General features: G+C 61.5%; 14 protein-coding genes. 9 read left to right on the plus strand and 5 right to left on the minus strand.

The genetic code is table 11. The features are described 5' to 3' along the window. The first annotated feature begins 6 nt into the window (after positions 1–6). From ASD07_RS13590 to ASD07_RS13605, 4 genes are all read left to right on the plus strand, one after another. Positions 7–1,224, plus strand: a complete 1,218-nt coding sequence (locus ASD07_RS13590; RefSeq protein WP_055930785.1) for an efflux RND transporter periplasmic adaptor subunit — start codon at positions 7–9, stop codon at positions 1,222–1,224. Continuing rightward, entirely contained in the window at positions 1,221–1,904 is a 684-nt protein-coding gene (locus tag ASD07_RS13595) for an ABC transporter ATP-binding protein (protein ID WP_200953794.1), read from the plus strand. The genes ASD07_RS13590 and ASD07_RS13595 overlap by 4 nt, the downstream gene beginning before the upstream one ends. Positions 1,905–1,907: 3 nt before the next feature. Beyond that, complete coding sequence (locus ASD07_RS13600) at positions 1,908–3,131, plus strand: ABC transporter permease (RefSeq protein WP_055930788.1); 1,224 nt, start codon at positions 1,908–1,910, stop codon at positions 3,129–3,131. Between the two features lie 111 nt (positions 3,132–3,242). Beyond that, positions 3,243–3,890, plus strand: a complete 648-nt coding sequence (locus ASD07_RS13605) for a transposase (protein ID WP_082507295.1) — start codon at positions 3,243–3,245, stop codon at positions 3,888–3,890. On the opposite strand, the gene ASD07_RS13610 is transcribed toward ASD07_RS13605, so the two are convergent. The 3 genes from ASD07_RS13610 to gmk are packed head-to-tail and all read right to left on the minus strand — an operon-like array spanning position 3,887 to position 7,077. After that, positions 3,887–6,166 carry a bifunctional (p)ppGpp synthetase/guanosine-3',5'-bis(diphosphate) 3'-pyrophosphohydrolase gene (locus ASD07_RS13610; protein WP_055930791.1) on the minus strand — a complete coding sequence of 760 codons (2,280 nt, stop codon included), beginning with the start codon at positions 6,164–6,166 and terminating at the stop codon, positions 3,887–3,889. The genes ASD07_RS13605 and ASD07_RS13610 overlap by 4 nt on opposite strands. A gap of 24 nt (positions 6,167–6,190) precedes the next feature. Then, positions 6,191–6,394, minus strand: coding sequence for a DNA-directed RNA polymerase subunit omega (gene rpoZ / locus ASD07_RS13615; RefSeq protein WP_005665923.1), 204 nt, complete (start codon positions 6,392–6,394; stop codon positions 6,191–6,193). Positions 6,395–6,435: 41 nt separating this feature from the next. After that, positions 6,436–7,077, minus strand: a complete 642-nt coding sequence (gene gmk, locus ASD07_RS13620; protein ID WP_156397989.1) for a guanylate kinase — start codon at positions 7,075–7,077, stop codon at positions 6,436–6,438. A 122-nt stretch (positions 7,078–7,199) separates the two neighbouring features. Here gmk and ASD07_RS13625 point away from each other — a divergent pair, with 122 nt between their 5' ends. After that, positions 7,200–7,784: a TetR/AcrR family transcriptional regulator gene (locus ASD07_RS13625; RefSeq protein ID WP_055930797.1), complete on the plus strand. Its 585-nt coding sequence runs from the start codon at positions 7,200–7,202 to the stop codon at positions 7,782–7,784. Then, entirely contained in the window at positions 7,781–8,665 is an 885-nt protein-coding gene (locus ASD07_RS13630) for an alpha/beta fold hydrolase (protein WP_229207141.1), read from the plus strand. The genes ASD07_RS13625 and ASD07_RS13630 overlap by 4 nt, the downstream gene beginning before the upstream one ends. Here ASD07_RS13630 and ASD07_RS13635 read toward each other — a convergent pair. Further along, on the minus strand, positions 8,662–9,411 hold the full coding sequence (locus ASD07_RS13635) for a DUF72 domain-containing protein (protein WP_055930799.1): 750 nt from the start codon (positions 9,409–9,411) through the stop codon (positions 8,662–8,664). The two genes, ASD07_RS13630 and ASD07_RS13635, sit on opposite strands and share 4 nt — an antisense overlap. 54 nt (positions 9,412–9,465) lie before the next feature. Between ASD07_RS13635 and ASD07_RS13640 the strand changes: the two genes are divergently transcribed. Then, a complete protein-coding gene (locus tag ASD07_RS13640) occupies positions 9,466–10,767 on the plus strand; it encodes a M20/M25/M40 family metallo-hydrolase (protein WP_055930802.1) in 1,302 nt (433 codons plus the stop codon). 31 nt (positions 10,768–10,798) lie between these two features. Here ASD07_RS13640 and ASD07_RS13645 read toward each other — a convergent pair whose 3' ends face one another. Beyond that, on the minus strand, positions 10,799–11,689 hold the full coding sequence (locus ASD07_RS13645) for a YicC/YloC family endoribonuclease (RefSeq protein ID WP_055930805.1): 891 nt from the start codon (positions 11,687–11,689) through the stop codon (positions 10,799–10,801). A 97-nt stretch (positions 11,690–11,786) separates the two neighbouring features. On the opposite strand from ASD07_RS13645, the gene ASD07_RS13650 reads away from it, so the two are divergent. Beyond that, a complete protein-coding gene (locus tag ASD07_RS13650; RefSeq protein ID WP_055930808.1) occupies positions 11,787–12,776 on the plus strand; it encodes a serine/threonine-protein kinase in 990 nt (329 codons plus the stop codon). A gap of 12 nt (positions 12,777–12,788) precedes the next feature. Next, positions 12,789–13,721, plus strand: coding sequence for a PP2C family serine/threonine-protein phosphatase (locus ASD07_RS13655; protein ID WP_055930811.1), 933 nt, complete (start codon positions 12,789–12,791; stop codon positions 13,719–13,721). Positions 13,722–13,727 lie beyond the last annotated feature (6 nt).

Raw genomic sequence — 13,727 nt, forward strand, 5'->3', positions numbered from 1 at the left:
GTGGCTATGAAGCGCAAACTGATTGCATTGGCCGTGGTCGCGGCCACGATTGGCATTCCCGTGGCGATCAAGTTCGGCAGCCCGCCGGCAAAAATCGAGGCCGAACTGGCCAAGGTCGAGAACAAGGCGATTTACCCGGCGGTCCTGGCATCGGGCAGCCTGGTGTTCCGCCAGGAGGTCCAGCTTTCGCCGGAGGTGATCGGCAAGGTGTCCGAAGTACTGGTGAAGGAAGGCGACAGGATCGAGAAAGGGCAGGTCGTGCTGCGCCTTGACCCGAGCACCTACAAGGCCGACGTGGCGCAGCAGGAAGCCGCGGTGCGCAACGCTGCCGTCAGCGTCGATCGCGCGCAGATCGACATCGATAACCAGCAGCGCAAACTGGAGCGCTCGCGCCAGCTGGCAGCAGCGAAATTCATCGACGTGTCGCGCCTCGACGATGCGAAGCTGGCGGTGGACCTGGCGGTGGTGGCGCTGCGCAGTGCGCGCGAAAGCCGGCAGCAGGCTGCGGCCATGCTGGCGCTGGCGCAGGAACGCCTGGCCAAGACCGAGGTCAGGGCGCCGATCTCCGGCACTGCCACCAGCGTCTCGATCAAGGCCGGTGAAACGGCCGTGGCCAGCGCCACCGGCATTGCCGGCTCCAGCCTGATGACCATTGCCGACGTCAGTTCGATGATCGCGGAGGTAAATGTCGACGAAGGCGATATCGCCAACGTCGCGGCAGGCCTGAAGACCCGCATCTTCCCGTCGGCCTATGCCGACCGCCCGCTGGCCGGTACGGTGGAATCTGTCTCGCTGGCGCCGAAACCGCAGGGCCTGGGCCAGGCGGCAAGCCAGGGCCGCAGCTATGTGGTCAAGGTGAAGCTGGCGCCGCACCAGCTGGCGCTGCGTTCCGGCATGACCTGCCGCGCCGAGATCGTGACCGGCGACGGTGCGCCGCGGCCGGTGGTTCCGCTGCAGGCGGTGCAATTGACCGAAGCGCCGGAAGGCAAGGGCAAGCGCAGCAACTATGTGTTCGCGATTGTCGACGGCGTGGCGAAGAAACGCACCGTGGAACTGGGCCTGTCGGACGACAGCAACCAGGAAATCACCAAGGGCCTGGCGCTGGGCGAGACCGTGGCTGTCGGCCCGGCGCGTATCCTGCGCGACTTGCGCGAGGGCGTAGCCGTGAAGGCCAGGGCGGTGGAAGCCAAGCCGCTCAAAGTCGCCGATGGAAGCAAGCAGTGATTGCGCTGACCGGCATCACCAAGCAGTACCAGATGGGCGACCAGACCGTGCATGCATTGCAGGGCGTCGACCTGCATATCGAGCGCAATGAACTGGTGGCCTTTATCGGCGCTTCCGGTTCCGGCAAGTCGACCATGATGAATATCGTCGGCTGCCTGGATCGGCCAAGCAGCGGTACCTATTTCCTGAACGGGAAGGATGTGGCGACCATGGCCGGCGACGACCTGGCCCAGGTGCGCAACGAGGAAATCGGCTTCATCTTCCAGAGCTTCCACCTGCTGCCGCGCCATACGGCGCTGGACAATGTGGCGCAGCCGCTGATCTATCGCGGCATTCCACCTACGGAACGCAAACGCATGGCGCGCGAAGCGCTGGAGCATGTGGGGCTGGGCGAGCGCATGCACCATCGGCCGAACGAGCTGTCGGGCGGGCAGCGGCAACGGGTGGCGATTGCGCGCGCGCTGGTGGGCAAGCCGTCGATCCTGCTGGCCGACGAACCGACCGGCAACCTGGATTCGGCCACTACGCGCGAGATCATGGCGCTGATCAAGGACGTGCACCGCAACGGCCAGACCGTGGTGATGGTGACGCACGAACCGGACATCGCCGACCAATGCCAGCGCATCGTGCGCTTGCAGGATGGACGTGTCCTGTCCGACCAGCGCGCGGCGGGGGCATAGGGCATGTATATCTTTATCGAAGCACTGCGTTCGGCCATGGCGGCAATCCGGGCGCACCGCATGCGCAGCTTCCTCACGTCGCTGGGCATCATCATTGGCGTGGCCTCGGTGATCACCGTGATTTCACTGATCCAGGGCTTGTCGCAATCGATCACGCGCCAGTTCGAGGGCCTGGGTGGCAATGCATTGACGGTGCACGCGAAGAACGACTTCAAGGACGTCATGCGGGGCAAGGTCAACCACCTGCAGTTCGAAGACGTGGAGCAGTTGCGCGGGCACGTGGACGGCATTCGCGAATTGAGCCCGGCCTTCATGTTCCCTGGCGGCGAGATCCGCTACGGCAACCAGACTGCTTCCAGCCGCCAGCAGTTGGCGGTGACTGCGGCGTTCATGGAGGTGAATGGCAGCTATCCGCGGCTGGGGCGTTTCCTCAGCGAGCCCGATAATGCGGGTGCACGGCGCGTTTGCGTGGTCGGCGAAAAGATCATTGAAATGCTGCACTTGCCGGATAACCCGCTGGGAGAGTTCATCCAGTTCTCCGGCGAGTGGTTCAAGATTGTCGGCGTGCTGGAGAAGAAAGGCGAGATTCTGGGCATGTCGCAGGACGACCAGGTGCTGGTGCCGTTCCGTACCGGTCAAAGCCTGATCGGGAATACCCAAAAGCCGAGCATGTCGATCACGCTGTCGATCAACGACATTGGACGTACCGAAGAACTCAAGGAACGCATTGCCACGGTCATGCGGCAATCGCACCGCCTGCATGCCGAGCAGAAGGATGATTTCGAGATCCAGTCTTCCGACCAGTTCCTCAAGAGTTTCGAGACGGTGACCACCACGGTCACGCTGGTGATGGGCGGGGTGGTGGGCATTGCGCTGCTGGTGGGCGGCATCGGGATCATGAACATCATGCTGGTGTCGGTCAGCGAGCGCACGCGCGAAATCGGGATCTGCAAGGCGATCGGCGCGCGCAGCCGCGACATCCTGATGCAGTTCCTGATTGAAGCGGTGACCTTGTCGATGCTCGGCGGCGCCCTAGGCGTGCTGCTGGGATATGGCATGGGCCATGCGATCGCCAGCGTGATTCCCGATTTCCCCGGCGCGTATGTGCCGTGGTGGGCGGTGGCATTGTCGGTCATATTCTCCGCCGGCGTAGGCGTAATCTTCGGCGTCCTGCCGGCCGCCAAAGCTGCCAAGCTCGACCCGATCGAGGCCCTGCGCTACGAGTAGGCGGAAATTGAGGCTGCACAAAGAGTCTACACGCAGTACCGCTATCCTTTGAGCAGGCGGGGTCTGACCCTTGGGTCAGACCCAGGTTTACCGGTTTAAAAGGAGCGCAAAATGGTCCGTCCCCTCCGCAATTACCCCGCTGGAAGTTGCCTGCACATAGTTCAAAGAGGCGACAATCGCCGCACTTGTTTCCAAGACGAGCAAGACCGTCAACGGTACCTCGAACTCATGGAGCATTATGGGAAAAAGTACTGCTGCGACCTGCATGCTTACGTCCTAATGAGCAATCACGTCCACATTTTGCTGACAGTGCGCGAACATAATGCCCAATCTTTATTCATGAAGGACTTGTCGCAGCAGACAGCGCATTGGGTTCATATGCGGCAAGGCGGGTCGGGAACGATGTGGGATGGGAGGTATCACTCCTCTATTATCGATAGCGATGCCTACCTCTTGGCCTGCCAGCGATACATTGAGCTCAATCCCGTGCGTGCGGGAATGGTAGAGTTGCCTTCAGCGTATAAATGGTCCAGCTATCGGGCAAATGCAGAGGGCAGGGAAAGCTCCATTCTTACACCCCATCCGGTTTTTTTAGGACTAGGGAAGAATGACGCTGCTCGCCAGTTGGCATATCGGGCGCTGTTTGATATGCCGTTGTCTGAGAAGGAATTGCAGCGGATCCGATTTGCAGTGAAGAATGATTTTGCGCTTAGGAAAACCGGTAAACCAGGGTCTGACCCAAGGGTCAGACCCGACTAAGCGCGCTCGCGGGTGACGCGGTTGACGCCTGCGACTTTTCTGACGTTGCGGATCAGGGCCGCTAAATGCACGCGGTCTTTCACCTGGATCGTGAAGCGGAGCTGGTGCAGGACGTGCTCGCGGTCTTCATCCATCCCGACGAAGGTGATGTTGCCGTCGCTTTCGCCGATTTCGGCGGCGACGCGCGCCAGAATACCCTTCTCATTATTGATGATCAGGCGGATGCGGCTGTCGAAGCGGCGGTTGATTTCGGTGCCCCATTTGACCGCGATCCAGCGTTCCGGTTCTTTCTGCTTCGAACGCTTGGCCACCGAGCAGTCGCCGGTGTGCACCTGCAAGCCCTGGTCGCGCCGCAACTGGCCGACGATATGGTCGCCCGGAATCGGCAGGCAGCATGGCGCCAGCTGCACCGACACGCCTTCGCTGCCGTAGATCGTGACCGGGTCGAGTTCTTTCGAGCTGGTGTGCTCGATCGGAGCGCTGGCCGATTCGCCGCCCAGCAGGCCGAAGATGTGGCGTGCCACCAGCGCGGCCATGCGCTTGCCGATGCCGATGTCGGCATACAGTTCTTCCATCGACTTGGCCGAGGATTCGTTCAGCAGGCGTTCTATCAGCGGCGCCGGCAATTCGCCCGGCACATTGATCGCATCCAGCGCCTGCGCCAGCAATTGCCTGCCGAGGCCGATCGATTCCGGCAGGTTGATGGTGCGCAGGTGGTGGCGGATGGCGGAGCGCGCCTTGCCGGTACGAACGAAGGACAGCCAGGTCGGGCTCGGGCGCGAGCTCGGGTCGGTGACGATTTCCACGATATCGCCGTTGCGCAGTTCGGTGCGCAACTGGGCTGCTTCGCCGTTGATGTTGACCGATACCGTATGGTCGCCGATCCCGGTGTGGATCGAATACGCGAAGTCGATCGGCGTGGCGCCGCGCGGCAGCGCGATGATCTTCGATTTCGGCGTGAACACGTAGACCGAGTCGGGGAACAGGTCGACCTTGACGTGCTCCAGGAATTCGGCCGAGTCGCCGGTCTGCTGCTGGATGTCGAGCAGCGACTGCAGCCAGGCGTGCGTGCGCTGCTGCATGTCCGAGATATTGGCGTCGTTGCTCTTGTACAGCCAGTGCGCCGCCACGCCCGATTCGGCGGTGCGGTGCATTTCCTGGGTGCGGATCTGGAATTCCACCGGGGTACCGTAGGGGCCGATCAGCGTGGTGTGCAGCGACTGGTAGCCGTTCAGCTTGCGGATCGCGATGTAGTCCTTGAATTTGCCCGGCATCGGCTTGTACAGCGAGTGCAGGGTGCCCAGCGCCACATAGCAGTTCGGGAAGCTGTCGACCACCACGCGGAAGCCATACACGTCCAGCACCTGCGAGAACGACAGGTGCTTGGAGCGCATCTTCTTGTAGATGCCGTACAGGGTCTTTTCGCGGCCGTAGACTTCGGCCTCGATGCCTGCCATCGACAGGGTGTTCTTCACCGCGTCCAGGATCTTCGACACCACCTCGCGCCGGTTGCCGCGTGCCGCCTTCACGGCCTTGTGCAGCACGTGGTAGCGCACCGGGTACAGGTGGGAGAAGGACAGGTCCTGCAGTTCGCGGTAGATGTTGTTCAGGCCAAGGCGGTGCGCGATCGGCACGTAGACTTCCATCGTCTCGGCCGCGATACGGCGCTTCTTGGCCGGCACCATCACTTCCAGCGTGCGCATATTGTGCAGGCGGTCGGCCAGCTTGATCAGGATCACGCGCACGTCCGAGGCCATGGCCAGCAGCATCTTGCGGAAGTTTTCCGCCTGCGCTTCGATCTGGCTCTGGAACTCGATCTTTTCCAGCTTGGACAAGCCATCGACCAGGTGCGCCACCTGGGCGCCGAAGCGTTCGATCAGCTCGTCCTTCTTGACGTCCTGGTCTTCCATCACATCGTGCAGCAGCGCGGCCATGATGGCTTGCGCGTCCAGTTTCCACTCGGTGCAGATCTCGGCCACCGCGATCGGATGGGAAATATACGGCTCGCCCGACTTGCGGACCTGGCCCAGGTGCATCTCGTCCGAGAAGCGATAGGCTTCCTTGACCTTTTTCAGGTCGGCCTCGCCCATGTACTCGGCGAGCTTTTCGGTCAGGTGGGTGATGGTCGCAACGCCTGTGGCCACGGTTGGCGCGGCTAGTGCAGAAGTGGAAACTGTTGGTGCAGAAACGTCAACGCCCGGCTGTTGCTTAGCCGGGCGCCGTGCCCGCCGTGCGGGCTGTTCGCTGATGTTGGGATCGGCGGAAGTCTGGTTCATATCGGGAACAAAAAGGTTCCCAGCTTACATAGGGACCTTTTTCAGCATTTCCAGGCCTACTTTGCCGGCGGCGATTTCACGCAGGGCGACGACGGTTGGCTTGTCCTTGGCTTCGACCTTAGGGGTGTGGCCTTGCAGCAGCTGGCGTGCGCGGTAGGTGGCTGCCAGGGTCAGCTGGAAGCGGTTAGGGACATTTTTCAGGCAATCTTCAATAGTAATACGGGCCATGCTTAACTCCTGGGTAAATGCGGTACTTGATGTGTCAGTGATTATTCTGCGTGGTCGGCGTGGATGCCCAGCTCGGACATCAACCTGGCATTGCGGGCGGCTTGTTGCGCAAACCGGCAACGGGCCGATCGGACGATCGCGCTTAGCTCCGACAAGGCGACCGGGAACTCTTCGTTGATAATAACATACTCAAACTCGGGCGCGTGGGCGATTTCGCCCCCCGCAGCCAGCAGGCGGCGGTTGATCACATGCACTTCGTCCTGGCCGCGCTTGTGCAGTCGTTCTTCCAGCGCCGCGAACGATGGCGGCAGGATGAAGATGCCGGCCGCTTGCGGGAATTGCTTCTTGACCTGGCGCGCGCCCTGCCAATCGATCTCCAGCAGGATGTCGGTGCCGGCCTTCATTTGCTCTTCCACGAAGATGCGCGAAGTGCCGTAGTAATTGCCGTGCACTTCGGCCCATTCCAGGAACTCGCCTTCAGCAGCACGCTTGCGGAAGTCTTCGGCCGTGGTGAAGAAGTACTCGCGGCCATGCTGCTCGCCCGGACGCGGCTGGCGCGTGGTGGTCGAGATCGACAGCTTGATGGCCGGTTCCTGTGCCAGCAGGGCATTGACCAGCGTAGATTTGCCGGCGCCGGATGGTGCAGCAACCATGAACAGGCTGCCGGAAAAATGTTGGCTCATTTGCAATTCTCGAAAACTAGGCTGTCGCCCAAAGAAGCATTTTACCAAGGAGCAAGCAGAGTTGAAACCCGGTGTGCAGGCCGTTCTTGACACTGGACCGACCGGTCTATAGAGTAAACCGCATGAGCACGCAAACCCTCACCACCCGCGAACGCCTGATCAACGCCATGATCACCACGTTGCAGCACCGCGGCCTGCATGGCGCCGGCCTGAGCGAGATCCTGGCCACCGCCAAGGCGCCGAAAGGCGTGATGTACCACCATTTCCCCGGCGGTAAAGACCAACTGGCCGTGGCCGCCATTGAAGCCACATTCAGTTTCCTGGTCCATAAGCTCGACAGCTATATGGAGCGCGAAGCCGATGTCGTCACCGCGCTACAAGCCTGGATCCTGCGCGCCCTGCGCGGCCTGGACGACAGCGCGTTCGAACTGGGCTGCCCGTTGGCTGCCGTGGCGCTGGAGTCCACTGCCGACGACGTCGGGATCCGGACCGCGCTGAAAACCGGTTTCGCCGCCCTGCGTGGCCGCATGGCCGACGCCCTCGAGCAGGCCGGCCACGAGCGTCACCGCGCCGAAGGCATCGCCGCCCTGATCCTCGCCGCTTACGAAGGCGGCCTGTTGCAAGCCCGGGTGGCGGGCGACACCGCGCCGATGGTGCAAACCATGGATGCCCTGATGCCAATGTTGAAAGTTGAGAAAAGAACATGAGCCATATGCCTGCCGCCGTCTTGCTGCTGGCGGAAAAACTGGAACTGCGCGCAGTCGACGGCTACCCGCTGTCGGCCATGCGCTACCGCGCCCGCGGCCCGGAGAAGGCACGCTTGCTGGTGGCCGGCGCCACCGGCGTGCCGCAAGCCTTCTACCGCCGCTTCGCCGAATTCGCGGCAGGGCAGGGTTACACGGTGCTGACCTTCGATTACCGCGGCGTCGGCGGCTCGGCGCCGAAAACCCTGCGCGGCTTCGAGGCCAGCTTCCTCGACTGGGCGCGGCTGGACCTGAACGCCGTCATCGAATTCTTCGCGCCTGCCGACAGCACGCCGCTGTACATGGTGGGTCATTCTTACGGCGGCCATGCGCTGGGCCTGGTGCCGAACCATGCGAAATTTGCCGGCGTCTACCTGTTCGGCGTCGGCGCCGGGTGGCATGGCTGGATGCCGCGCCTGGAACGCCTGCGCGTGCTGGCCATGTGGCACGTGATCGGCCCGCTTGTCACGCGCTGGAAGGGGCGCCTGGCCTGGAGCAAGCTGGGCATGGGCGAGGACCTGCCGCTGGGCGTGTACCGCCAGTGGAAACACTGGTGCAAATTCCCGCGCTACTTCCTGGATGACCCGCAAGTGCCGGAGATTGCGGAGGGCTTCGCGACAGTGCGCACGCCGATCCTGGCCCTGAACGCGACGGACGACCTGTGGGCGCCGCCGCTGTCGCGCGATGCGCTGATGTCCGGCTACCGCAACGCGCCATGGCATGGCGTGGATATCGACCCGGCCGCCTCAGGCCTGGGCAAGCTTGGGCACATGGGCTACTTCCGCCAGCATGCCCAGCCGCTGTGGGTACGCACGCTGGAATGGTTCGACGGACTGGCGCGTTAACGCTTCTTGCCCAGCACGCGCAGCAGCTCCTGCGCTGCCGCCGGCGCACGCTCCTTGGCGCCATTGATGAAGTAGACAAACACGTCGCGTTTGCCGTCGCCGGTCCACTCCTGTGCCTGGGCCGCCCACTTCTTCAAGGCAGGCCTGGTGTAGCCGGTGGCAATCGCGCTTTGCGCATCCATCAAACGCGCATAGACGAAATCGCCTGTCACTTCCGCGAAATTGGGAAACTTGGGTGTATCGGTGATCACAGTCGCGACCTTGTATTTGCGCGCCAGCTTCAGGTACTCCGGGCACATGAAGCTGTCGTGGCGCGCGTCCAGCACGTGCTGCAGCTTGCGCTTGCCCAGCTTCTTTGGCAGCAGCTTGAAAAAAGTTTCCAGGTCGTCGGGGTCGAAGCGCTTGGTGGCGGCCAATTGCCACAGGATCGGGCCAAGCTTGTCGCCCAATTCCGTCAAACCGCTATCCATGAAGCGTTCGATCGATTCCCCCGCCTCGCCCAGCACCTTGCGATTGGTCGCGTAGCGCGAAGCCTTCACCGCAAACACGAAATTATCCGGCGTGCGCTCGGCCCAGCCGGCGAAATGCTCCGGCTTGGCATTGCGGTAGAAGGTGCCGTTGATCTCGATGCTGGTCAGCACGCTGCTGGCGTATTCCAGCGCGCGCTTGAGGGGAACTTCGGGCGGGTAAAATGTGTCGCGCCAGGGAGCAAAGTCCCAGCCGCCGATGCCAACGCGAATGTTCATTTCAATTTTCCGTAGTAGAGTTGTTGCGAACACACCTCAAGGAGGATGCCAGAAATGCGTATGCCCCGCCTGTTCGTTTCACTGATCGCTGTTGGATTAATGGGAGGCGCCGCGGCGCAATCGCTGTCACCCGAAGAAGAACGCATCGTCGGCCTGGTCAAGGCGAATTCCGGCACGGCGCTGGCGCTGCTGGAAAAGACAGTCAACATCAACAGCGGCACCATGAATCACAAAGGCATACGCGAAGTCGGCAAAATTTTCGGTGCCGAACTGGACAAGCTGGGATTCAAGACGCAGTGGATCGACATGCCGAAGGAAATGCAGCGTGCCGGCCACCTGGTCGCCACGCGTGAGGGCAAGCAGGGCAAGCGCGTGCTGCTGATCGGCCACCTCGACACCGTATTCGAAGCGAATGCCCCGATGCAGAAGTGGGAGCGCCAAGGCGAGAGCGCCAGCGGGCAGGGCGTCAACGACATGAAGGGCGGCGACGTCATCATCATCGAAGCGCTGCGCGCGCTGCACGCAGCGCGTGCGCTGGACAACACCACCATCAGCGTCATCTTCACCGGCGACGAAGAAAGTGCCGGCGACCCGAAAGAAATCTCACGGCGCGACATGGTCAACCTTGCCAAGCGCAGCGACGTCGCGCTGGCATTTGAAGCCACGGTACTCGACGAAAACGGCAAGGCCACCGGCACCATTGGCCGCCGCTCATCAACTTCATGGCAGCTCGAGGTGAAAGGCAAGCAAGGCCATTCCTCCGGCATCTTCAATGCCAGTGCCGGTTTTGGTGCGGTATACGAAACGGCTCGCATCCTGGATACCTTCCGCCAGCAGTTGCAGGAGCCGAACCTGACGTTTAACCCCGGCCTGATCCTGGGCGGTACCGAAGTCACGTACGACGCCACGGCAGCCAAGGGCACGGCGTTCGGCAAGTCCAACGTAATCGCCAACAGCGCAACGGTGAAGGGTGACCTGCGCTTCCTGACGCCGGAGCAGGGGGAGCAAGCACGCACCCGCATGCGTTCCATCGTCGCGCAAAGCCTGCCCGGCACCAGCGCACAGATTCGTTTCCACGACGGCTACCCGCCAATGGCGCCGACAAACGGCAACCTGAAAGTATTGGAGCAATATTCGAAAGCCAGCGCCGACGCCGGCTTGGGCGAGATCGCCGCGCTACCGCCAGGATTGCGCGGCGCCGGCGACGTGCAATTCGTCGCGCCATATGTCGACAGCCTGGACGGCCTGGGCGCCACCGGCAAAGGCGCCCACGCGCCGGGAGAAGATCTGGATGTGCGCTCGATCGAGCAGGGAGCAATCAGGACTGCGGTGCTGCTGTACCGTCTTACAAGATAAAAGTCGGGGTCAGACCTGACCCCGACTTTCTTTATTCTAGGTTCTGGACCTGTTCGCGCATCTGCTCGATCAGTAGCTTGAGCTCCATCGAGGCGTCGGCCAGTTCCTTGACCGAGGCTTTGGCGCCGAGGGTGTTCGCTTCGCGGTTCAGTTCCTGCATCATGAAGTCCAGGCGTTTGCCGACCTGGCCGCCTTTTTTCAGGATGTGGCGGGTTTCGGCCAGGTGCGCCGACAGGCGGCCCAGCTCTTCGGCGACGTCGATGCGGATGCCGTACAGGATCACTTCCTGGCGGATGCGCTCCATCGCGTCCTGGCGCGACATCGAGGTATTCGATCCGGTGCAGGCCAAACCGAGCGCCTCCTGCATGCGTTCCACCGCTTTTTGTTGGAATTGTGCAACTACCTGAGGAATTAGAGGGGTAATTCGTTTAACGATGGCTTCCATGGCATCGATGCGGGAAACCAGCATCGCTTCCAGTGCGGCGCCTTCACGCTGGCGGCTCTGGACAAAGGCTTCCACAGTCTTGTTCATGAGGGCGGAAACGTCGGCCTGCAGCGATTCCTGGCCGATTTGTGCCTCTTCGACAACACCCGGCCAGCGAAGTAGTTCAGCAACACTCATCTGCGCGGCACCGCTGAAGTGCTTGCTGACTTCGCCTTGCAGGCGCGCCAGCTCGTTGAGCAGGGTTACATTCAGGGCCTGCGTGCCAGCAGCGGCGGCTTTGCGGCCGAAGCTCAGTCGCAGTTCCACTTTGCCACGGGTGATGGCGCCCATGATGGCAGATCGTAAATCGGGTTCGAGCGCGCGTAAGTCGTCATTAATGCGGAATTGAAGGTCCAAAAAGCGCGAATTGACGCTTTTTACCTCAATTGTCAGCGTGCCCGCCGCGCTTTCGCTGGTGGCTACGGCGTAGCCAGTCATGCTGGAAATGCTCAAAGGATATCCCCGATTTTGTCTTTGTCTTTACAATATATTGCTTTGTCCCACACAATCCGGTTTAGTTGAAGCGAGGAAACTTATGGCAGCTCAGAACAACGCTCCATTACCGGATGGTCTGGAAATTGCTGGATACCGCATTGTAAAGAAAATTGCGTCAGGCGGGTTCAGTATTGTGTACCTGGCCTACGACGCCGAAGGTAATGCGGTAGCGATAAAAGAATATTTACCAAGCAGCCTTGCATTGCGTCAAGAGGGCGAGATGGTACCGGTGGTCACAAAATCGAATTTGGCGGTCTTCAGGATCGGGCTGAAGTGCTTTTTTGAAGAAGGCCGTGCATTAGCAAAGATTTCACATCCGAATGTTGTAAGGGTGTTGAATTTCTTCCGTGCTAACGAAACTGTTTATATGGTAATGGCCTACGAATCGGGCCATTCGCTGCAGGATCACATCCAGCGGCAACGCAGCAGGGGTCGCAATTGCAGCGAGGCCTTCGTGCGCCAGATCTTCACGCAGGTGCTGAAAGGCCTGCGCGAGGTGCACACCAACAAGCTGCTGCACCTGGACCTGAAACCGGCCAATATCTACCTGCGCACGGACGGCACGCCTATGCTGCTGGACTTCGGTGCGGCGCGCCAGACCGTGAACACGGACAGTCCGAAGCTGATGCCGATGTACACCCCCGGCTTTGCGCCGCCGGAGCTGTACTCGAAGACCGAGGCGCTGGGTCCGTGGACCGACGTTTATTCGATCGGTGCGTCGATTTTCGCCTGCATGCTCGGCCAGCCGCCGCAGCCGGCCGACCAGCGCCGCAAGGAAGACAAGATGGAGCCGCATTTCCAGAAGCTGGAAATCCTCTATTCGCCGGAGCTGGTGAAACTGGTACGATGGACTTTGGAAATCGATCCTTTGGCCCGTCCGCAAAGCCTGTTTGAGCTGCAAAAAATGCTGGCCCAGGCGCCGGCACCGAAGGAACCGCCGCCTCCGCCGGGGGCACTAGAAAAGCTGGGCAAGCTGGCAGGCAAGCTCGGATTTGGCCGTAAAAAAGAGACGGCCCCGCGCCAACAATAAGGAGCCCATGCCATGCAATTCGCCGTTTACCAGGAAACGCATATCGGGGGCCGCAAGGTTAACCAGGACCGGATGGGCTACAGCTTCACGCGCGACGCGCTGTTGCTGGTGCTTGCCGACGGCATGGGGGGCCATGCGCGCGGCGAGATCGCTGCCGCCATCGCCACCCGCACCATTTCCCAGATGTTCCAGCAACAGGCCACCCCTTACGTGAAGGGGGCGGAGCGCTTCCTCGAAGAGGCGCTGGCTGCTGCGCACAACGACATCCACACGTACACGATGACCCACAATATGCCGGAGTCGCCGCGTACGACCATCGTGGCTTGCCTGGTGCAGCACAATACCGCCGTGTGGGCCCATTGCGGCGATTCGCGCCTGTACTGGGTGCGCAACGGCCAGGTGCATGGCCGCACGCGCGACCATTCACACGTCGAGAACATGATCGAGAAGGGTTTGATCCCGGCGTCGGCGCGCAATACCCACCCGGACCGCAACAAGCTGTATGCCTGCCTGGGTGCCAGCAGCGCGCCGCGCATCGAGATTTCGGGCCGCGCCAACCTGCTGCCGGGCGATACGCTGATGCTGTGCTCCGATGGCCTGTGGTCGGTGGTCACCGACGAAGAGCTGGTGCAGATGCTGACCACGCAGACCGTGGTGCGGGCGGTGCCGGACATGCTGGCCACTGCGCTGCGCCGCGCCGGCGACACCAGCGACAACGTGACGGCGCTGGCCATCATGTGGCAGGGCGCTTTGGTGGCCGATGGCGCACCGACCACGCACGCCGGTTCGACCGTGATTTCGACCGAGCAGTTGCCGGACGATGTGGTCAGCACGACCATTCACGGCGCCAAGACTGAAACCGACGTGTTCGACGATGACGAAATTGAAAAGGCGATTGCGGAAATCCGCGGCGCCATCGAGAAATCTACCCAGTTACTGAAATAGGAAATC

Origin of the sequence: Duganella sp. Root336D2 (assembly GCF_001425005.1) — a bacterium.
In the GTDB taxonomy this organism is placed as follows: domain Bacteria; phylum Pseudomonadota; class Gammaproteobacteria; order Burkholderiales; family Burkholderiaceae_D; genus Rugamonas.